The 18,819-nt window shown below is 72.2% G+C and carries 19 protein-coding genes; 13 read left to right on the plus strand and 6 right to left on the minus strand.

Annotated features, from left to right (window positions below):
• Nucleotides 1-4: 4 nt before the first annotated feature.
• Both AC3IF1_RS14835 and AC3IF1_RS14840 read left to right on the plus strand, forming a co-directional pair.
• Nucleotides 5-502 (plus strand): hypothetical protein, encoded by a 498-nt coding sequence (locus AC3IF1_RS14835; protein ID WP_489218205.1) that lies wholly within the window; start codon nucleotides 5-7, stop codon nucleotides 500-502.
• Between the two features lie 80 nt (nucleotides 503-582).
• Nucleotides 583-1,041, plus strand: a complete 459-nt coding sequence (locus AC3IF1_RS14840) for a peptidylprolyl isomerase (protein ID WP_489218206.1) — start codon at nucleotides 583-585, stop codon at nucleotides 1,039-1,041.
• Nucleotides 1,042-1,122: 81 nt separating this feature from the next.
• Here the strand turns inward: AC3IF1_RS14840 and mobA are convergent, their stop codons facing one another.
• Together mobA and AC3IF1_RS14850 are read right to left on the minus strand one after the other, a co-directional pair.
• Complete coding sequence (gene mobA, locus AC3IF1_RS14845; protein ID WP_489218207.1) at nucleotides 1,123-1,734, minus strand: molybdenum cofactor guanylyltransferase MobA; 612 nt, start codon at nucleotides 1,732-1,734, stop codon at nucleotides 1,123-1,125.
• A gap of 4 nt (nucleotides 1,735-1,738) precedes the next feature.
• Nucleotides 1,739-2,887, minus strand: coding sequence for an Mrp/NBP35 family ATP-binding protein (locus AC3IF1_RS14850; RefSeq protein WP_489218208.1), 1,149 nt, complete (start codon nucleotides 2,885-2,887; stop codon nucleotides 1,739-1,741).
• 172 nt (nucleotides 2,888-3,059) lie between these two features.
• Between AC3IF1_RS14850 and AC3IF1_RS14855 the strand changes: the two genes are divergently transcribed.
• Entirely contained in the window at nucleotides 3,060-3,371 is a 312-nt protein-coding gene (locus AC3IF1_RS14855; protein ID WP_489218209.1) for a type II toxin-antitoxin system TacA family antitoxin, read from the plus strand.
• A complete protein-coding gene (locus AC3IF1_RS14860; RefSeq protein WP_489218210.1) occupies nucleotides 3,368-3,892 on the plus strand; it encodes a GNAT family N-acetyltransferase in 525 nt (174 codons plus the stop codon). The genes AC3IF1_RS14855 and AC3IF1_RS14860 overlap by 4 nt, the downstream gene beginning before the upstream one ends.
• A 13-nt stretch (nucleotides 3,893-3,905) precedes the next feature.
• On the opposite strand, the gene AC3IF1_RS14865 is transcribed toward AC3IF1_RS14860, so the two are convergent.
• A complete protein-coding gene (locus AC3IF1_RS14865; protein ID WP_489220394.1) occupies nucleotides 3,906-4,154 on the minus strand; it encodes a hypothetical protein in 249 nt (82 codons plus the stop codon).
• A 198-nt stretch (nucleotides 4,155-4,352) separates the two neighbouring features.
• Between AC3IF1_RS14865 and AC3IF1_RS14870 the strand changes: the two genes are divergently transcribed.
• From AC3IF1_RS14870 to AC3IF1_RS14905, 8 genes are all read left to right on the plus strand, one after another.
• Entirely contained in the window at nucleotides 4,353-4,856 is a 504-nt protein-coding gene (locus AC3IF1_RS14870) for a pyridoxamine 5'-phosphate oxidase family protein (protein WP_243969658.1), read from the plus strand.
• Nucleotides 4,857-4,982: 126 nt separating this feature from the next.
• Nucleotides 4,983-6,275: a nicotinate phosphoribosyltransferase gene (gene pncB, locus AC3IF1_RS14875; protein ID WP_489218211.1), complete on the plus strand. Its 1,293-nt coding sequence runs from the start codon at nucleotides 4,983-4,985 to the stop codon at nucleotides 6,273-6,275.
• Nucleotides 6,276-6,390: 115 nt separating this feature from the next.
• Nucleotides 6,391-7,842, plus strand: a complete 1,452-nt coding sequence (locus AC3IF1_RS14880; RefSeq protein ID WP_489218213.1) for an MmgE/PrpD family protein — start codon at nucleotides 6,391-6,393, stop codon at nucleotides 7,840-7,842.
• A 113-nt stretch (nucleotides 7,843-7,955) separates the two neighbouring features.
• Nucleotides 7,956-9,962 carry an AI-2E family transporter gene (locus AC3IF1_RS14885; RefSeq protein WP_489218214.1) on the plus strand — a complete coding sequence of 669 codons (2,007 nt, stop codon included), beginning with the start codon at nucleotides 7,956-7,958 and terminating at the stop codon, nucleotides 9,960-9,962.
• Nucleotides 9,963-10,079: 117 nt separating this feature from the next.
• A complete protein-coding gene (hisN, locus tag AC3IF1_RS14890; protein WP_489218215.1) occupies nucleotides 10,080-10,868 on the plus strand; it encodes a histidinol-phosphatase in 789 nt (262 codons plus the stop codon).
• Between the two features lie 451 nt (nucleotides 10,869-11,319).
• A complete protein-coding gene (locus AC3IF1_RS14895; protein WP_489218216.1) occupies nucleotides 11,320-12,441 on the plus strand; it encodes a hypothetical protein in 1,122 nt (373 codons plus the stop codon).
• A 124-nt stretch (nucleotides 12,442-12,565) separates the two neighbouring features.
• Nucleotides 12,566-14,011: a YcjX family GTP-binding protein gene (locus AC3IF1_RS14900; RefSeq protein ID WP_243969670.1), complete on the plus strand. Its 1,446-nt coding sequence runs from the start codon at nucleotides 12,566-12,568 to the stop codon at nucleotides 14,009-14,011.
• 163 nt (nucleotides 14,012-14,174) lie between these two features.
• Nucleotides 14,175-15,200, plus strand: coding sequence for a YcjF family protein (locus AC3IF1_RS14905; RefSeq protein ID WP_489218218.1), 1,026 nt, complete (start codon nucleotides 14,175-14,177; stop codon nucleotides 15,198-15,200).
• 52 nt (nucleotides 15,201-15,252) lie between these two features.
• Here the strand turns inward: AC3IF1_RS14905 and AC3IF1_RS14910 are convergent, their stop codons facing one another.
• The 3 genes from AC3IF1_RS14910 to AC3IF1_RS14920 form a co-directional block, all read right to left on the minus strand.
• On the minus strand, nucleotides 15,253-15,477 hold the full coding sequence (locus AC3IF1_RS14910; protein ID WP_243966409.1) for a hypothetical protein: 225 nt from the start codon (nucleotides 15,475-15,477) through the stop codon (nucleotides 15,253-15,255).
• 294 nt (nucleotides 15,478-15,771) lie between these two features.
• Nucleotides 15,772-16,323: an RBBP9/YdeN family alpha/beta hydrolase gene (locus AC3IF1_RS14915; RefSeq protein ID WP_243966412.1), complete on the minus strand. Its 552-nt coding sequence runs from the start codon at nucleotides 16,321-16,323 to the stop codon at nucleotides 15,772-15,774.
• Between the two features lie 42 nt (nucleotides 16,324-16,365).
• Entirely contained in the window at nucleotides 16,366-17,439 is a 1,074-nt protein-coding gene (locus AC3IF1_RS14920; protein WP_489218220.1) for a UV damage endonuclease UvsE, read from the minus strand.
• A gap of 121 nt (nucleotides 17,440-17,560) precedes the next feature.
• On the opposite strand from AC3IF1_RS14920, the gene AC3IF1_RS14925 reads away from it, so the two are divergent.
• Nucleotides 17,561-18,751: a YihY/virulence factor BrkB family protein gene (locus tag AC3IF1_RS14925; RefSeq protein ID WP_243966424.1), complete on the plus strand. Its 1,191-nt coding sequence runs from the start codon at nucleotides 17,561-17,563 to the stop codon at nucleotides 18,749-18,751.
• Nucleotides 18,752-18,819: the final 68 nt, after the last annotated feature.

Consider the following 18,819-nt stretch of genomic DNA (forward strand, 5'->3'; position numbering starts at 1 on the left):
CTCGATGCTGGGCCGGCGCGCCGCCTCGATCCTCCTGCTGACCTTCGCGCCGGCGGTCGCCAGGGCCTACGAGGGCGGGCCCTTCTACGGCTACGCCCTCGAACCCGGCGGCGCCTATCCCCTGAGCCTGCCGCAGACCCTGCGCGCCACGATCGCAGTGCCGGTCTCCCGGGTGGCGACGAAGCCCGCCGACACCCTCGCCGAACTCTACCCGGCGCTCGCCGCCTGCTGGCAGGTGCCGGCCGGGCTCGGACGGCCGACACATGAGTCCGACGACATCGAGATCACCCTCCGGCTGTCGCTGCGCCGCGACGGCAGCCTGATCGGGCCGCCGCGCGTCACCTACGTGGCCGGTGTCTCCACGGATCAGCGGACCACCCTGGTGCGCGGCACCCTCGACGCGATGGCGCGCTGCACCCCGGCCCACATCACCCTGGGCCTCGGCCGCGCCATCGCCGGGCGGCCGGTGGCGCTGCGCTTCGTCTATCGCCCGCCGGCCTGAGCGCCGGCGATCCCCTCACAGGCGCTGGCCGGATCCGGCGCGCGCCGATACAGTTCCCTCAACCGGAAAAGGATCGATCTATGGCCGACAACGAGACCATCGTGCTGGAGACCACCAAGGGCCGCGTCGTGATCGCGCTGCGCCCCGACCTCGCCCCGGGTCACGTGGAGCGGATCAAGACCCTGGCTTCCCAGGGCTTCTACGACGGCGTGCCGTTCCACCGGGTGATCGAGAACTTCATGGCCCAGACCGGCGACCCGACCGGCACCGGCTCGGGCGGCTCGGAGCTCCCGGACCTGAAGGCCGAGTTCAACGCCGAGCCGCACGTGCGCGGCACCTGCTCGATGGCGCGGACCAACTTCCCGCACTCGGCGAACTCGCAGTTCTTCATCTGCTTCGACGACGCGCGCTTCCTCGACAAGCAATACACCGTCTGGGGCAAGGTCGTGGAGGGCATGGACGTGGTCGACACGATCAACAAGGGCGAGCCGCCGCGCTCCCCGGACAAGATCGTGAAGGCGACGGTGGGCGCGGCCTGAGCCTCGAATCGCCCGCTCGATCACGCGCGGGCGATCTCACTCCTTTGCATCCTGGCCTGAGGCCTCGGATGGGATACCGCCTCAAATGCCGGCTGTGAGACTGATGGCCTCCGCCGCCGCCAGATCCTCCGGCGTGTTGATGTTCAGGAACGGGTCCACGGGCTCGGCCGGCCAGGACGCCGAAGCCGCCCCGTGGCGGGCGATGAACGCGCCGACGCGCCGCTCGCCCTGTTCGAGATAGGTCCGCAGAGCGCCGCGCAGGGCCGCCGGCCAGAGCGCGATCGTGTAGTGCTGCCGCGCCCCGGACGCCGCCAGCGCGATGCCGGCCTCAGGCGCGACCGCCGAAAGCCGCGTCACGAGATCGGCCGGCAGGAAGGGCGTATCGCCCGAGACGCTGATCACCCGCGCGATGCCGCTTTCCGCGGCGTGATCCAGCCCGGCGAGGATGCCGGCGAGCGGCCCGGGCGTCCCCGGCAGGGGATCCGGAAGGACCGGCCCCGGGAACCCGGAAAACCGCGCCGGATCGCCGTTGGCGCTGAGCGCCAGGCCCGCCGCGCATTGCGGCCCGAGCCGCGCGACGACGTGCTCCAGCAGGGTCCGGCCGCCGAGCCGGAGCAGGGGTTTGTCGCCCCCGCCCATGCGCCGGCCGAGGCCGCCGGCGAGGATCAGACCCAGGATCGGCGGGCGGTCCAAACGATCACTCGAAGACGATCTTCGGCGCCGTCCGCCCGGCCGGCGCCCCGGACAGGTTCGCCCAGAGCTGGGCGGCGATGGCGCGGTAGACCTTGGCGTGGGGCCCATCGGGATCGGTCGCCACCACGGGCCGGCCGGAATCCGAGGTCTCGCGGATGATCATGTCGAGGGGCACCTCGCCGAGGAACGGCACGCCGAGGCGCTGCGCCTCGATCCGCGCGCCGCCATGCCCGAAGATGTGCGAGGCGTGGCCGCAATTCGGGCAGACGAAGGTCGCCATGTTCTCGATGACGCCGAGGATCGGCACCGCGACCTTCTTGAACATGGTCACGCCCCGGCGGGCGTCGATCAGCGCGAGATCCTGGGGCGTCGAGACGATCACGGCGCCGGAGAGCGGCGTCGCCTGCGCCATGGTGAGCTGCGCGTCGCCGGTGCCAGGGGGCATGTCGACGATGAGCACGTCGAGTTCGCCCCAGAGCACGTCGCGCAGCATCTGGGTGATGGCCGATTGCACCATCGGGCCGCGCCAGATCATCGCCGTCTCGGGCTCGATCAGGAAGCCGATCGACATGACCTTGAGGCCGTAGCCGACCATCGGCTCCATGGCCTTGTTGTCGACGACATTGGGCTTGCCCGACAGGCCGAACAGTTTTGGCACCGACGGCCCGTAGATGTCGGCATCGAGCAGGCCGACCTTCAGCCCCTGGGCCTGAAGCGCGAGGGCGAGGTTGCAGGCGGTCGTGGACTTGCCGACGCCGCCCTTGCCGGAGGCGACCGCCACGATGTGGCGCACGCCCGGGATCTGCGGCCCCTGGTTCGGCGGCGCGCCGGGCCGGGGCGGGGCGACCGGGGGCGGTGTCACGGGGCGCGGCGCGGCGCCGCTCTGGGCCGGATGGCCCGGGCCCCGCTCGGAGGTCAGGCTCGCGAACACCCCCGAGACGCCCGGCATCTGCAGGACGCGCCCCTCCGCCTGCCGCCGCACCGGCTCGAACCGCTCGGCCTCGCTGGCATCGACCAGGATCGAGAACATCACCCGATTGCTCGGATCGACCACGACCTCCGACAGCCGGCCCGAGCCGGGCAGAGTGGTGCCGGCGGCATCGACGGTGACGCTGGCGAGCGCCTTCAGCACGTCGTCGCGGGTGATCGCCAAGTCGTCCTCCACGGGGGAAAGTCGGTATGCCAGCTGCATGTAACTAAGCGCGGCGAGAACACCAGACCCCGGACAGCGATTCGGGTCAGACCGGGCTCTCACGCAGGATGCGCCGATCCGCTCTGGAAAGATCCGGTCGCTGGCCGTACACTTTGCCCGATCGGAGGCGGCAATGGCCGATGCAGAGCGATCTGACGGTGTGCGGCGGCGACGGGCGGAACGGCTGGAAACGCGCGTCACGGCGGAACAGAAGGCGTTGATCACGCACGCTGCGGCCCTCGAAGGGCGCAGCGTCACCGATTTCGTCCTGACAAGCCTCCAGGATGCCGCCAAGCGCGCCATCGCCGAGCACGCGATGATCGAATTGAGTGTCCGGGACTCCCGCGCCTTCGTGGAGGCCCTGGTCGAGCCTCGCGAACCGGGCCGGCGGATGCGGGAACGGGTCGCGACCTTCCGGACGCGGATGGGCGACGACGCGACGTGAACGGCTCGTCGATGCCGGTCATCGCCGCCCTCGACCCAGCGCGGCACGACCGGTCCCGTTTCGCCTGCGGCGTCGAGGCGCTGGACCGCTACCTCTGCATGCAGGCCGGACAGGATGCGCGGCGGCGCGTGGCTGCCCCCTACGTTCTTCTGGAACCGCCATCGGCCGCCGTCATCGGGTTCTACACCCTCTCGAACACCTCGATCCGGTCGGCTGAGCTGCCGGCGACGCTCGTCAAGAAGTTGCCGCGCTACCCCATCCTGCCCGCGACATTACTTGGCCGACTGGCGGTCGATGGGACGCGGCGCGGAGAGGGCTTCGGCACGCTCCTTCTCCTCGACGCGTTCCGACGCTGCCTCAGGAGCGAGGCAGCCACCCTGGCGGTCGTCGTCGACGCGAAGGACGCGGCCGCAGCCTCGTTCTACGAGCGCCACGAATTCCTGCGGTTGACCGATCTGCCTGACCGGCTCTTCAAGCCGATGGCTGAGATCGAGGCGCTGTTCGCGAAAGCGGGTTCGTGAAACGACGGGACGCTCAACGCGCCGACGGGCGCGCGATGAGGGTGTAGGTTTCCATCGGGCCGCGCACCACGGTCCCGTCGCCGCGCCTGTCGAGGCCGTGGCGCTGGTGGCGGCAGCCGAGCGGGCCGCGGAGCCGCTTCACGCGCTCGATATGCACGCTGCCGGAGCGCCGGTGCGAGAAGTCGTGGCCGGCGATGCGCACGCCCGCGCCGAAGCGCACCTCCGCGGCCGCCGGCAGGACGGGGAAGCCGAGCGCGCCCATCACCAGCAGCGTGGCACTGCGGTTTCCAACCCGAACGGCCCCCATGCGAACCTCCCTCACCGCGCGAGCACGCTGAACCAACGGGAGATTGATCCGTTGTCGGGGCAGCCTTCAGGCGGGGACCTCTCCGGCGCGCGCCCGCGCACCGGCGAATCGCCGTCCGGACAGACCGACGAGACGCGTTAGGAGACGACATTCATGCATCAGGGCAACCACCGCGACCACGAGGGCGCGAAGAAGCTGTTCGAGCTCATCAAGGACGTGAAGATCGCCATGATGACCACCACCGATTCCGACGGGACGCTCAACAGCCGCCCGATGTGGAACAACGACGCCGACGAGAACGGCGACCTGTGGTTCTTCACCAAGCTGCACTCGCCCAAGACCGAGGAGATCAGCAAGGACAACCAAGTGAACCTCGCCTATTCCGACCCGTCGAGCCAGACCTACGTGTCGGTGGCCGGCAAGGCCGAGATCGTGCGCGATCAGGCCAAGATCGACGCGAAGTGGAATGAGAGCCTCAAGACTTGGTTCCCGAACGGCAAGAACGACCCCGAGGTGGCGCTGCTCCGTGTCCATCCGGAGAAGGGCGAGTACTGGGACAGCCCCAACAGCACAATGCTGCACCTCTACGGCTACGTGAAGGCCTCGCTCACCGGCGAGAGCCCCAAGACCGACACCAAGAAGGTCGATCTCGCCTGATCGTCCGCGTTCGGACGACGCGGGTCTCGGGGGCGGCGCGCCGGATCGGCGGGCCGCCCTTTTTCTTGACGCGGGCGGGTGGGGCATGCGCTCTGCGCGATCGAAGCGCGGCAGAGTGCCAAGAGAATGCTCGATCTGGCCAAGCGGGTCTACGATCACAGCTTCCGCATCGACCCGGTCGTGCGGTCGCTGCTCGACACGGATTTCTACAAGCTGCTGATGGCGCAATCGATCCTGCGCCGGCACCCGGATATCCGCACCACCTTCGGCATCACCAACCGGACGCGGCGGATCCGCATCGCCGACGAGGTCGATGCCGAGCTGCTGCGCGAGCAGCTCGATCACGCCCGCACGCTGCGCCTCAGCAAGGGCGAGGTGACGTGGCTGCGCGGCAACGTCTTCCGCGGCCAGGGCCGGATCCTCGAGCCCGAGTTCGTGGCGTGGTTGGAGGATTTCCGGCTCCCGGACTACGAACTCGCCGTCCAGGACGGCCAGTACGAGCTGACCTTCCACGGCCCCTGGGTCGAGACCACCCTATGGGAGGTGCCGGCGCTGGCGATCCTCAACGAGCTGCGAGCCCGGGCCGTGCTGCGCGGGCTGGGCAAGCTCGACCTGCAGGTGCTCTACGCCCGGGCCATGACCCGGGTCTGGGAGAAGATCCAGCGGCTGCAGAAGCTGCCGGACCTGTCGGTGGCGGATTTCGGCACCCGCCGCCGCCACGGCTTCCTCTGGCAGGATTGGTGCGTGCAGGCCATGGCGGAGGGTCTGGGGAACGCGTTCCTCGGCACCTCGAACTGCCTGATCGCCGCCCGGCAGGAGGTCGAGCCGGTGGGCACCAACGCCCACGAATTGCCGATGGTCTACGCGGCGCTCGCCGAGGACGATGCGGCGCTCGCCGCCGCCCCCTACGCGGTGCTGGCCGACTGGCAGGAGGATTACGGCGGCAACCTCCTGGTGATCCTTCCCGACACCTACGGCACCACCGGCTTCCTGGCGAACGCCCCCGAATGGGTGAGCGGCTGGACCGGGATCCGCATCGACTCGAAGGACCCGATCGAGGGCGGCGAGGAGGTGATCCGGTTCTGGCAGGGCCGCGGGCACGATCCCCGGGACAAGCTCGCGATCTTCTCCGACGGGCTCGACATCGACGAGATCGAGCGCATCCACGCCCGGTTCCATGGGCGGATGCGCATCGGCTACGGCTGGGGCACCCTGCTCACCAACGACTTCCGCGGCCTCCTCCCGGACGGCAAGCTCGACCCGGTCTCCATCGTCTGCAAGGTCACGGAGGCGAACGGGCGGCCGACCGTCAAGCTCTCCGACAACCCCACCAAGGCGCAGGGTCCGGCCGAGGACATCGCCCGCTACCGCCGGGTTTTCGGCGTGGGCGCGCAGGAGGCGGTGCCGGTGGTGGTGTGAGCGCCGGTTTCACCGGCCGCGGCGTGAAACCGGCCGGCTGACGGCGGGCGGCGCGGAGTGGTATGGCGTCGACCAATGGGATCGCCGTCCGCGGCCGCCCCCACGGGAGAACGCCATGTCGATGAATCGCCGCTCGCTCATCGGTGCCGCGGGCCTCGCCCTCGCGGGGCCGGCCCTCGAAGGGGCGCAGGCCGCCGAGGCTTCGAAGCCCGCCGCGAAGGCGCCGCCGCCCGTCACGAAAATCCTCGCGCAGTGGATCCTCGGATCCTCCTACGACACCCTGCCGGAGCCCGTCCGCCGGGAAGGCGTGCGCAGCTTCCTCAACTGGGTCGGCGTGGCGGTGGGCGGTTCGCACCACGAGACCGTGGACGTGGCGGTCTTAGCCCTCCAGCCCTTCTCGGGGCCGCCCCAGGCCGGGCTGTTCGGCCGGACCGAGCGGTTCGACATCATAAACGCCGCCTTCCTCAACGGCGTGGCGAGCCACATCTTCGACTTCGACGACACCCACCTGAAGACGATCATCCACCCCGCCGGCCCGGTTGCCTCGGCGATCTTGGCCTATGCCGAGATGAAGCCGGTCTCCGGCAAGGCCTTCCTCGACGCCCTGGTGGTGGGGATCGAGACCGAGTGCCGGATCGGCAACGCCGTCTATCCGAACCACTACGATGCCGGCTGGCACATCACCGGCACCTGCGGGCCCTTCGGCGCGGCCGCGGCCGCCGGCAAGCTGATGGGGCTGACCGAGCAGCAGATGGTCTACGCGCTGGGGCTCGCCGCCTCGCAGCCGGTGGGCCTGCGCGAATCCTTCGGCTCGATGAACAAGAGCTTCAACCCGGGCCGGGCGGCGGCGAACGGCCTGTTCGCGGCGATCCTGGCGGCCAAGGGCTACACCTCCTCGGACGGGATGATCGAGGCCAGGCGCGGCTGGGCCAACACGATCTCCACCAAGCAGGATTGGTCCGAGATCACCGACGGCCTCGGCACCCGCTACGAGTCCCTGCTGAACACCTACAAGCCCTTCGCCTGCGGCATCGTCATGCACCCGACGATCGACGCGGCGGTCCAGATCCGCGATCAGGACCACGTCCGGCCCGAGGACATCGCCCGCGTCGACCTGAAGGTCCACCCCCTCGTCCTGGAGCTGACCGGCAAGACCGCCCCGAAGACCGGCCTGGAGGGCAAGTTCAGCATCTACCACGCGGCCGCGGTGGCCTTCGTGGAGGGGGCGGGCGGCGAGAAGCAGTTCAGCGACCGGGCGGTGAACGATCCGCGGGTGGTGGCTCTGCGCCGGAAGGTGATGCCGGTGGTCACCCCCGGCATCGACGCCGCCCAGGTCGACATGACCGTGACCCTGAACGACGGGCGGGTGTTCCACCGGTTCATCGCGCACGCCATCGGCAGCGTCGAGACACCGATGTCCGACGCGCAGCTGGAGGCGAAGTTCGCCGACCTCGCGGCCGGCGTGCTGCCGGAGGCGCAGGCCAAGTGGGTGATGCAGCTGTGCTGGTCGCTGCCCGATCTCGAGGATGCGGGCGCGGTGGCCCGGGCTGGGGTGCAGGGGGCGTAAGCCGCCGAACGCTCCGCGGGATCGTTTTCCGGCCCCGTGCCGTTCCCCGTGCGCGCGGCCTCGTCCGACCCCGGCGGGCGCCCGCCTGTGGCGTTCGGGGCGTGGATCGCAGCATGGGCACCAGAACCCCGGTCGGGGCGCAGCCTGAACGCGCCCCGGTTCCGCCGCGGGCGGCCCGCGTCGCCGCCGCCGAGACCCCGCGGGCCGCGATGGCCTCGCCGGTGGTGGTTGCCGCCACCCTCATCGCGGCCCTGTATTTCGGCCGGGAGATCTTCATCCCGATCGCGATCGCGCTGCTCCTGTCCTTCGTACTCACGCCGCTGGTGAACCGCCTGCGGCGCCTGCGCCTGCCCCGGCTGGTGGCGGTGGGGCTGAGCGTCGTCCTGACCTTGGGGATCGTGGCGACCCTGGCGACCCTGATCGGCTTCCAGGCGGCCGACCTCGCGGGCGACGCCCCGCGCTACCGGGCGACCATCGAGCGCAAGCTCGCCGGGTTGCGCGATTCCCCCGCGGGACACCTGATCGAGTCCCTCGCCAAGACCGGACAGGCGCTGCACGGCGGCGGCCAGGAGCCGGCCGGCGCGCAGGGACAGACCGCCCCGCCGCCTCCGGCGCCGGACCAGGCCCAGCCCGCGCAGAAGCCCGTGCTGGTCGAGCTGATCTCGACGCCGCCGGGTCCGATCGAGATGCTCCGGACCGTGCTGTCGCCGGTGATGCCGCCGCTGGCCACCGTGGGCATCGTCTTCGTGGTGCTGCTGTTCGTGCTGATGCAGCGCGAGGACCTGCGCGACCGCATGATCCGGCTGGCGGGGTCGAGCGACCTGCACCGGACCACCGGGGCGATCGACGACGCGGCCAAGCGGCTGAGCCGCTACTTCGTGGTCCAGCTCGCCCTCAACGCCGCCTTCGGGGTCGTCATCGGCATCGGCCTCTGGGTGATCGGCGTGCCGAACCCGGCGCTCTGGGCGATCTTCTCGGCGCTGATGCGCTTCATCCCCTATCTCGGGGCCGTGCTGTCGGCGATCCTACCGATGGCGCTCGCCGCCGCGGTCGATCCCGGCTGGAACATGATGATCGCGGTGGCGCTCCTGTTCGTCGTCCTGGAGCCACTCACCGGCCAGGTCTTCGAGCCGATCGTCTACGGCCAGTCCACCGGGCTCTCGCCCTTCGCCGTGCTGGTCTCGGCCCTGTTCTGGACCTGGCTCTGGGGCCCGGTCGGGCTCCTGCTCTCGACGCCGCTCACCGCCTGCCTCGTGGTGCTCGGGCGCCACGTGGAGCATCTCGAATTCCTGGACGTGCTGTTCGGCGACCGGCCGGCGCTCACGCCCGTCCAGAACTTCTACCAGCGGATCCTCGCGGGTGACGCCGAGGAGGTGCTGGGCCATGCCGAATTGATCCTACAGGACTGCGCGCTCTCGTCCTACTACGACGAGGTCGTCCTCAAGGCCCTCGAACTCGCCGCCCGGGACGCCGCGCGGGGGGTGCTGACCGCCGGGCAGAAGGCGGCGATGCGCGCTGCCCTCGGCGAGCTGATCGCCGACCTGTCCGACCGGAGCGACGCGGTCGCGGAGGCGTCCGGAGCGGGGAATGGGAGCGCCTGCAGCCCGCTGCCGATGGGTCCGGCCCCGGACGGCCTGCCGGAGGCCTGGAGGCGGTCGGGTACGGTGCTCTGCGTCTCCGGGCGCGGCTTCCTCGACGAGGCCGCCGCCGCGATCCTGGCCCAGATCCTGGAGAAGCGCGGGATCGGCGTCCGCACGGTGCCCTTCGCCGAGGCGGCGGCGGCGCGGATCGGGCGATTCGAGCCCGGTCCGGCCCGGATGGCCTGCGTGGTCACCCTGGCGCCCGAGGGTGCGCCGACCCACCTGCGCCGCTTGGTCCAGCGCCTGGAGGCGCGGATGCCAGGCGTGCCGGTGCTGCTCGGGCTCTGGCTCGCCCAGGCCGGCGACGGGGCCACATCCGGTGCGGCGGAGCCGATGACGGAGGGGGACCGGCAGGCCGGTTCGCTGCGCGCGATGGTGGAGGCCGTCCTGGCCGCCGCGCAGGCGCCGGATGCCGGGGAGGCCCGCCGTTCGGAGACCCGCGACGGGGCCAGCCGCGCGCCGGCCCCGGCCGAGGCATGAATCCGGGGCATGAATCCGGACCGCTCCGGGGACTTGACGGCCGGGGGGGCGCACCGGTTTCGTCGCGCATCGGCCGGTCGAGCGGGCCGGCCGCAGATGGAACGGGGACGTGATCCGATGAGCGTGGTCGAACTCGGGCGATTCCTGGACGACCTCGCCGACGCGTCCGGCAAGGCGATCCTGCCGTTCTTCCGTGCCCAGTTCGGCCTCGACGACAAGGCCCGCGGCGGCGCGCCGTTCGATCCGGTCACAGAGGCCGACCGGGCGGCCGAGGTCGTGCTCCGGGCCATGATCGGCCAGACCTTTCCCGGCCACGGCATCCTGGGCGAGGAATTCGGCGCGGAGCGCACCGACGCCGAGTGCGTCTGGTTGCTCGACCCGATCGACGGCACCCGCGCCTTCATCGCGGGCCTGCCCACCTGGGGCACCCTGATCGGGCTCACCCGCACCGGCGTGCCGGTCCGCGGAATGATGCACCAGCCCTATCTCGGCGAGCGCTTCACCGGGGACGGGCGCAGCGCCCGCCTGCGCGGACCGGCCGGTACGCGCACCCTGCGCAGCCGGCGCTGCGCGGACCTCGCCCAGGCGATCCTGGCCACCACCGATCCGCGGCTGTTCGCGGCCGGCGCGGAGGCCGAGCGGTTCCGGGATCTGGAGGGACGGGTTCGGATGTCCCGCTACGGCGCCGATTGCTACGCCTATTGCATGCTGGCGGCCGGCCAGATCGACCTCGTAGTCGAGGCCGGGCTGAAGCCCTACGACATCGTCGCGCTGATCCCGATCATCGAGGGGGCCGGGGGCCGGATCACGGCCTGGGACGGCGGCCCGGCGGCCGGCGGCGGGCGCATCGTGGCGGCCGGAGATCCGCGGCTGCACGCGGCGGCGCTGACGGTGCTGAACCCGTGAGGGTGGAGCGACGGACCCGGCCCCGCGCCCTCCCTCCCACGCGGAGCTACGGCCTCCACAGGTTTGGGGCGCGGTACAGTCACGCGCGGTCGGGGGACAGGGTGAAAGGCGGGACCTCACCGGAGGCGGACAGGTCCGGACATGCCTCGATGATGTGCCCGATCCTGATCCTTCCCGCCCCTCACCCGAACCCTGTCCCGAGCCGCAGAGGGAGCCTGCCGCGCGCCGCCATCGCGGTCAGCGTCAAAGCTGCGGATCCCGTAGCCTGCAGAGCAGGAAGCGAGAGGCGCACGGCCGGCTGCTCCCCGTCTCCGACCGCGCTTTATGAACTCGGGAGGACAGGGGGACGGAAGACGCCCGGGTTCCGGCAGTCGGGTGGCTTGATGAAGGTTTCCGCCTCCGATCGCCCACACGGGAAGGCCGCTGCGAACCCCGGCGAGGGCCCGTCCGCGTGCTGCTGAACGCGCTCGTCCTGCTCACGGGCCTGATCCCGCGCGCCGAGACCGGCGTCGACGCGCTCCTGCACGCCGTGCCGCCCCCGGAGCCGGCCGTCGCCGTCGAGGCGCCGCCGCGCTTCGACCCCGCCACCCGCTCGGTCTCCAACTGGCACGCGCAGACCGGCACGCACCTGCTGCCGCGGGCGCTGGCCGTCACGGCCCGTCTCAGCGTGGACCCGCCCTACGTCGCCCGCTGCGTGCGGCTCAACAACGGCTGGTGCATCAAGTCCGCCCGCTGGCCCGGCGAGATCGGTGCCGACGGGGAGGGCCACACCGCCTTCGCCACCCTCGACGACGGCGCCGACGCGGCGGCGAGCCTGCTGCGGCGCTACTATCGCGATTACGGGCGGCGCACCGCGCTCGCCATCGTGCGCCGCTGGGCGCCGGCGGAATGCCGCGTCGGCGCCGCACCGGCCCGGGGGGGCGCCGCGCCCGCCATCTCGGCGGCCCTGGCGCCAAGGGGGCTCGGGCGGACGCTGCGCGCCCGCTTCCTCGCGGCGCACCGGCCCGGGGGAGCGCCCCGGCGCCGGGCGTCGGCCCTGCGGGTGCAGCCCTGGTCGCCCCTCGCCCGGATGGCCGGGCGGCCGGCCCGGCGCCCGGCCGTGCCGCATGTGGCGGCGCTTCAGCCGGTGCCCGATATCGCGGCCGGCATCGCCCCGTCGGCGGGCCCGGCGCGCCCGGTCCGCGGCGCCGCCGACCCCGCCGCCCTCCTCGACCGGGCGGCGGACCGCCCCGTTCCGAGCCCCGACCGGATGGTGGCGGAATCCGCGCTGCTGCCGGCCATCGCGGCCGGGATGCCCATCCTCGACCTGCGCCTGCCGGCGCCGCTCTGCAGCGGCGACGAGGGCCGGATCCAGGCCTATGCCGCCCGGATCAGCGGCAGCGTCGGGCTGAAACCCGGCGACGATCTCGACCTGTTCGGGCCCGATGGCGCGCCGCGCCCCCATCTCGCGCCGGTCATGCTGGCGATGTCGGCGGTGGAACTCGGCACGCTCCGGGCCAGCCCCGACCTCGTCGCCGGGGCGATCACCCGGCTGCGCCCGCTCACGCCGGCCGCCGATGGCGCGCCGCCGTAGCGCATCGCCCCGAAAGACGGCCGCCGCCGTGCGGTCCGGGACGATGCGCGCGCCGCAAGCCTTGCGGTTCGGCCGCAATCGCGCCACCTGTGCCCGGCCTGTTCCCCTCACGACGAGCCCGCCCGTGCCCCTGACCGACCTTGCCGCGCGCGCCGGCTCGGCCGTCAAAGCCTTCGCCGAAGCCTCGCACGACCTGCTGGTCCAGCCGACCTTGAGGCTCGGCGTCACCGGGCTCGCGCGCTCGGGCAAGACGGTGTTCACCACGGCGCTGATCCACCACCTCGTGGAGACGCACGCCCTGCCGGCCTTCGCGCCCGCCCAGGAGGGCCGCCTGCGCCGCGCCCGCCTCGTGCCGCAGCCCGACGACGACGTCCCGCGCTTCCCCTTCGAGGAGCATTTCGGCACCCTCACCGAGGCGCGGCGCTGGCCGCGCTCCACCGACCGGATCAGCCAGTTCCGCCTGGAGATCGCCTACGAGCGCGCCGCCGCGTGGCGCTCGGGCCCGGCGACCCTGATGCTCGACGTGGTCGACTATCCGGGCGAGTGGCTCCTCGACCTCGCCCTGATCGAGACCAGCTACACGGCGTGGTCGCGGTCCACGATCAACGGCACCCGCCGGCCCGGCCGCGCCGCCGTCGCGGCCCCCTGGCTCGACGCGCTCACGGGCTTCGACCCGAACGGCCCCCTCGACGAGATCGCGGCCGAACGCGCCAGCGACGCGTTCAAGGCCTACCTCGCGGGTCTGCGGGCCGGTCCGGAATCGGTGGCCACGACGCCCCCGGGCCGCTTCCTGATGCCCGGCGACCTCGCGGGCTCCCCGGCGCTGACCTTCGCGCCCCTCGACCGCCTCTCCGAGAGCATCGCCCCCGACAGCCTCGCCGGGCTGATGGAGCGGCGCTTCGAGGCCTACAAGGCCAAGGTGGTGACGCCGTTCTTCCGCGAGCATTTCCAGCGGGTCGACCGGCAGATCGTCCTGGTCGACGTGCTCTCGGCGGTCGATGCCGGCCCCGCCGCCCTGGCGGAGCTGGAGGAGGCCCTCGACGCGGTGCTGCTCAGCCTCAACATCGGCCGCAACACGGTGCTGTCCCGGCTGTTCGCCCCCCGGGCCGACCGGGTTCTGTTCGCCGCCACCAAGGCCGACCATCTCCATCAGACCAGCCACGACCGGCTCGAGGCGCTGCTGCGGCTGCTCGTGTCCCGGGCCATGCGCCGGACCGAGGCGGCGGGCGCCCGGGTCGGCACCGTGGCGCTGGCCTCCGTGCGCGCCACCCGGGAGACCACGGTCCACGACGGCGCCGAGACCCTCCGGGCGGTGGCCGGCACCCCGGAGGCCGGCGAGGTGGTGGGCGACGAGGTGTTCGACGGCAACGGCGAGGCCGCGATCTTCCCCGGCGAATTGCCCGCCCGCGCCGAGGCGGTGCTCGAAGGGGCGGTGGAGCCGGGCTCCCTGCGCTTCCCCCGGTTCCGGCCGCCGCTGGTGCGGCCCGACGGCCTCGGCCGCCCCGGGCACCTGCCGCAGATCCGGCTGGACCGGGCGATGCAGTTCCTGATCGGCGACAGGCTGGCGTGATGGCGGATCTCGGAGAGGCGCTCGCAGACGCGCGGTCTCTCCCTCCCCCCCTCTGCGGGGGAGGGAAAGGCGCGCATCCGACTCTTGCTCAGATCCACAAGCGATCGCCAAACGCGCTCGTCGGAACGCGAGGGCGCCACTGCTTCCTGAGGAGCCCTCAGCCATGACCTCGGGCCAGAAACCCCGCGCCTTCCGGATCACCCCCGAGCCACCGCCGGACTCGCGCGTGACGACCACGCCCCTCTCGGCCCGGCCGCAGACCCGGATCGTGGAGGAGCCCTTCGAGATCGTCGATGCCGCCGACGGCGTCGCGGTGCCGGTGGCGCCGCGGCGGCGGTCGCCCTGGATGGCGCTGTTCCTGTCGGCGGTCGGGGGCCTGGTCTCGCTGGGCATCGGGCTCTCGGTCGAGCGGATGATCGCCGATCTCTTCCAGGCCGCGCCCTGGCTCGGCTGGGTGGCGCTCGCCCTGCTGGCCATCGCCGCCCTGGCGCTCCTGGCGATCGTCGTGCGCGAACTCGCCGGCCTGCGGCGCGAGCGCAAGATCGAGCGCCTGCGCCAATCGGCCGTCGACGCCCTCGGCAGCCGCGACCATACCGGCGCGCAGGCGGTGGTGCAGGCGCTCTCGGCCTTCTACGCCGACCGGGACGCGCTGTCGGCGGGCCGCGCCCGGATCGATGCCGCCGCCGACGCGATCCTCGATGTCGACGATCGGATCGGGCTCGCCGAGTACGAATTGCTCGCGGGCCTCGACCGGCAGGCCTGCAACGCCGTCGCGGCGGCGGCCAAGCAGGTCTCGGCGGTGACGGCCCTGAGCCCGCGGGCGATCGTGGACGTCGCCTTCGTGGTCTACGCGGCGGTGCGCCTGCTGCGCCGGATCGCGGCGATCTACGGCGGGCGGCCGGGCTTCCTCGGCTTCCTGCGGCTGGCGCGGGCGGCGGTGGCGCACCTCACCGTCACCGGCGGCATGGCGGTCGGCGAGAGCGTGATGCAGCAGGTGCTGGGCCTCGGGATCGCCGCCCGGATCTCCGCCAAGCTGGGGGAGGGCGTGCTCAACGGGCTGATGACCGCCCGGTTCGGGCTCGCCGCCGTCAATGTCTGCCGGCCGCTGCCCTTCGTCCGGCAGGCGCCGCCGCGGCTCGCGGACGTCGCCGGCGAGTTGCTGCGCACGGTCGAGGCCGAAACGCCATGAGGCCGCGTCCCGCAGGACGCCGCCGGCTTCCGGAGAGGAATGCGGCGCGCTTTTACTTGCCGGCCGCGGCGCGGCGGTTGGCGATGCGGGTGAACATGTTGCCGGTGTAGTCGGCGACCTTCGGCTTCTCGACCTCGCCGACCTTCGCCTCGAAGGCCTCGATGCGCTTGAGGAGCGCGATATCGTTGAACAGCGAGCTGTTGAAATTGGCCTGCGCCCGGGGCCCGAGGGCGGCCTGGACGGCGTCGAGTCGTTCCAGAAGCTCTTTGCGCGTCACGGTGCTCTCCAGGGGCGCCTTCGGGCCGAAGGACCGCCCGTGCCTCCACTGACGGCAGCCGTGGTAAACGGCGCGTTAACGCGGCGTGCGTCTCAAGCCCCGGCCCCGGGCCGGAGCCGGGCCCGGAATCCGGCCGTCCAGAGCCACGCTCGCGTCGCTGACGGCGCCGCCTGCCCCTCCTGAATCAGCGTGCTGATATCCCTGGCGCGCCTCGCGTCGCGGCGGCGGGCCGATCCACCGCGACCTGAAGGCCGGCAGCCCCATCCCGGGCAACGCGACCGGATCCCGCAGGCGTCACAGCCCCTTTAAAAATCCCGCGAGCCGCATCAGCCCCTCGGGCCACGGCCCGTGCCCGCTCGCCGCGTTGATGTGGCCGGATTCGCCGGCATCGACCGTCAGGGCCCCCCAGGCATGGGCGATATCGTCGGCGCGGTCGTAGCGGCAATAGGGATCGGTCCGGCTGGCGACCAGCAGCGACGGGAAGGGCAGGGGATCCCAGGGCAGCGGCGCGAAGGCCCGCGCCGCCTCGGGCAGGTCGGGGGCCTCCTCCACGTCGGGGACGGCCACCAGCAGGGCGCCGCGCACCACGCCCGCCGGGAAGCGCGGCACCGCCTTGACGCTCGCCACCACGCCGAGGCTGTGGGCGATCAGGATCACCGGCCGGGTCGCGGCCGAGACCGCCTCGGCGATCCGTCCGCACCACGCCTCCGGGGTCGGCGCGTGCCAATCGTCCTGCGCGACCACGCGCGCGGTGGCGAGGCGGCCCGCCCAGCGGGCCTGCCAGTGGTCCTCCCCCGAACCCCCGAGCCCCGGGACGATGAGGATGTCGCAATCGGCGGTCTTCATGGCCGGATGCCTAAAGCCGTCCGGCGAAGGCGTCGAGACCCGTCATTCCGCCGCGATCGGATCCGCCCGCTCCAGCCCGGTGATGTAACGGGCGATTTGCATGGAGGCGCGGTTCTTCGCCTTGGCCTCGATCTCGAAATCCGCCCAGGCGAGGTGGCGGGCGACGAGGTCGTTCACCGCCCGGTTCCACATCAGGTCGGAATGGGCGGCGAGGTCCCGGACCGCGTGGCCGGCGGCGCGCAGGGCCGGGAAGTCGGGCAGGGCCTCCGGGTCGGACTCGGCGGCGACCGCCTCGCGCGACACGCTGATATGGGCGACCGGCCGCACCCCGCGCCAGGACTCCTGCACCCGGGCGATGCGGGGCTCGTCCGGTTCGAGATAGGCGCCGCCGCTCTGGACCCAATGGTGGTGGAGGTCGAGCACCACCGGCACGAGGTCGGCGAGCTGCAGCACGGCGTCGAGGCCGAAGACGTTCTCGTCGTTCTCCACCGTGACGAGGTCGCGCGCCACCCGGCTCGCCCGGGGCAGGGTGGCGCGGAAGCCGGCAACGCCCGGGTCCCCCGCGCCGACATGGATGTTGATGTGCGCCCCGTGCGGGTGCCAGCCGCCGCCGTAGCCCATCCGGTCGAAGATCTCGGCGTGGTAGTCGAGTTCCGACAGGCCGTTCTCGACGGCCGCCGCGTTCCGGCTCGCCAGCAGGCAGAACGGGCCGGGATGGAAGCTCAGGCGCACCCCGAGCCGGCGCGCCAGCGCCCCGGCCTCCGCGAGGCCGCGCTCGACCAGGGCCGCCATCCCGGGCTCCGCGTAGATCGCCTGCGCGACCGGGTGGGTGTAGCCGGGCAGGACGTTGCTCGCCATGCGCAGCAGGCGCTCCAGCGGCGGCCGCGCCCCGACCCAGGCGATCTGGCGGGCCAGCGCGTCGAGATTGTGGGCGACGAGACCGGAGAGCTTCGCCCGCCGGGCGGCCGGCTCCAGCTTGGCGAGATGGGCCATCGTCACGCTGGTCAGGTTCATGTGGAGCGTCGCCGCGCGCTCCGCCTTCAGGGTGGCGTGGGTGCCGGGCGGCTCGTCCAGGACGAACTTGCAGCAGAATCCGAGGCGGGGCTGATCGCGCATAGGAGGCAGAACGCGCCCGCGCCGCCGGTGTGCCCGCGACCGAAGCGCGGAACAGCCGCTGCGCGACGACGTTTGAGACCCGAGAGCGCGGCCGTTCCGCGCGTACGGCCGTCCCCGACCCATGCCTCCGTCGCCCTCGCGCTCGACCGGACCCGCCGAGACCGGCTCGATCCTGTGGATCCTGATGCTGGGGTCGGCGCTGGTCGCCCTCGCCGCGGCGCCGGCGCGGCGGGGCGTGCCGGGCCTCCATCCCCCCGCGGAACCGCCGCTCGATCCCGAATCCACGGAGAGGGACGTTGCGCTGCGCAAGGGTGTCGCCCCCGGGGCGCGCTCGATCTCCGGGCGGGCCGCCCAGTTCACCGTGGCGACGCAGGCCGAGCGTGGCCGCGCCGCCGACGACCCCACCGAGATGACCCGGGCCGGGTGGAAGGACATCGTGGTCCGGGTCTACCTGGAGTTCAACAAGGACCGGGTCCTGGCGGTCGCGGCCGGGGTGACCTTCTACACCCTGCTGTCGCTGTTCCCGGCGATCGCCGCGCTCGTCACCTGCTACGGCCTGTTCGCCGACGTGAACGTCATCAACGACCACCTCGCCCAGCTGCACGCGATGCTGCCCACCGGGGCCGTCGAGCTGATCGGCGATCAGGTCAAGCGCATCGCCGCCAGGGGCAGCGGCTCGCTCAGCGTGACGTTCTTCTCCAGCCTGCTCTTGTCGATCTGGAGCGCCAACGCCGCCATGAAGGCGATGTTCGACGCGCTCAACGTCGTCTACGAGGAGGAGGAGAAGCGCAACTTCTTCTGGCTGAACCTCCGGTCCCTGACCTTCACCATCGGCGCCCTGCTGTTCATCATCATCGCGCTCAACGTGATCGTGGTGGTGCCGGTGGTGCTGAACTTCCTCGGCCTTGGCTCGACCGCATGGCTGCTGGCGGCTCTGCGCTGGCCGGCGATCCTCGTCGTCCTGCTCGGCGGCCTCTCGGTGCTCTACCGGTTCGGTCCGAGCCGGGAGCGTGCGCGCTGGCGCTGGGTCGGGGTCGGCAGCGTCATCGCCGGCCTTCTCTGGCTCGTCACCTCGCTGCTGTTCTCGTGGTACGTCGCCAATTTCGGCACCTACAACGAGACCTACGGTTCGCTGGGCGCGGTCATCGGCTTCATGACCTGGATCTGGATCTCCTCGACCATCGTGCTCCTCGGCGGCGAGATCAACGCGGAGCTGGAGCATCAGACCGGGCGCGACACCACCACGGGGGCGCCCCAGCCGATCGGGCGGCGGCGGGCCAGGATGGCCGATACGGTGGGTGCGGCGGCCTGACCGCGCGCGCCGGGACTGCCGAACGGCCCGTCACGCGCCTATATGAGGGCGCGAAAAGGGAGATTGCC

It is taken from the genome of Methylobacterium sp. E-012, assembly GCF_057836545.1.

Bases quoted from the DNA above. Each gene is read 5' to 3' on its own strand.
- pncB (WP_489218211.1), top strand. From the start codon at position 4,983: ATGCTCGATCTGGCCAAGCGGGTCTACGATCACAGCTTCCGCATCGAC.
- AC3IF1_RS14905 (WP_489218218.1), top strand. From the start codon at position 14,175: ATGACCTCGGGCCAGAAACCCCGCGCCTTCCGGATCACCCCCGAGCCA.
- hisN (WP_489218215.1), top strand. From the start codon at position 10,080: ATGAGCGTGGTCGAACTCGGGCGATTCCTGGACGACCTCGCCGACGCG.
- AC3IF1_RS14840 (WP_489218206.1), top strand. From the start codon at position 583: ATGGCCGACAACGAGACCATCGTGCTGGAGACCACCAAGGGCCGCGTC.
- AC3IF1_RS14885 (WP_489218214.1), top strand. From the start codon at position 7,956: ATGGGCACCAGAACCCCGGTCGGGGCGCAGCCTGAACGCGCCCCGGTT.
- AC3IF1_RS14915 (WP_243966412.1), bottom strand. From the start codon at position 16,323: ATGAAGACCGCCGATTGCGACATCCTCATCGTCCCGGGGCTCGGGGGT.
- AC3IF1_RS14835 (WP_489218205.1), top strand. From the start codon at position 5: ATGCTGGGCCGGCGCGCCGCCTCGATCCTCCTGCTGACCTTCGCGCCG.
- AC3IF1_RS14865 (WP_489220394.1), bottom strand. From the start codon at position 4,154: ATGGGCGCGCTCGGCTTCCCCGTCCTGCCGGCGGCCGCGGAGGTGCGC.
- AC3IF1_RS14925 (WP_243966424.1), top strand. From the start codon at position 17,561: ATGCCTCCGTCGCCCTCGCGCTCGACCGGACCCGCCGAGACCGGCTCG.
- AC3IF1_RS14870 (WP_243969658.1), top strand. From the start codon at position 4,353: ATGCATCAGGGCAACCACCGCGACCACGAGGGCGCGAAGAAGCTGTTC.
- AC3IF1_RS14880 (WP_489218213.1), top strand. From the start codon at position 6,391: ATGTCGATGAATCGCCGCTCGCTCATCGGTGCCGCGGGCCTCGCCCTC.
- AC3IF1_RS14920 (WP_489218220.1), bottom strand. From the start codon at position 17,439: ATGCGCGATCAGCCCCGCCTCGGATTCTGCTGCAAGTTCGTCCTGGAC.
- AC3IF1_RS14855 (WP_489218209.1), top strand. From the start codon at position 3,060: ATGGCCGATGCAGAGCGATCTGACGGTGTGCGGCGGCGACGGGCGGAA.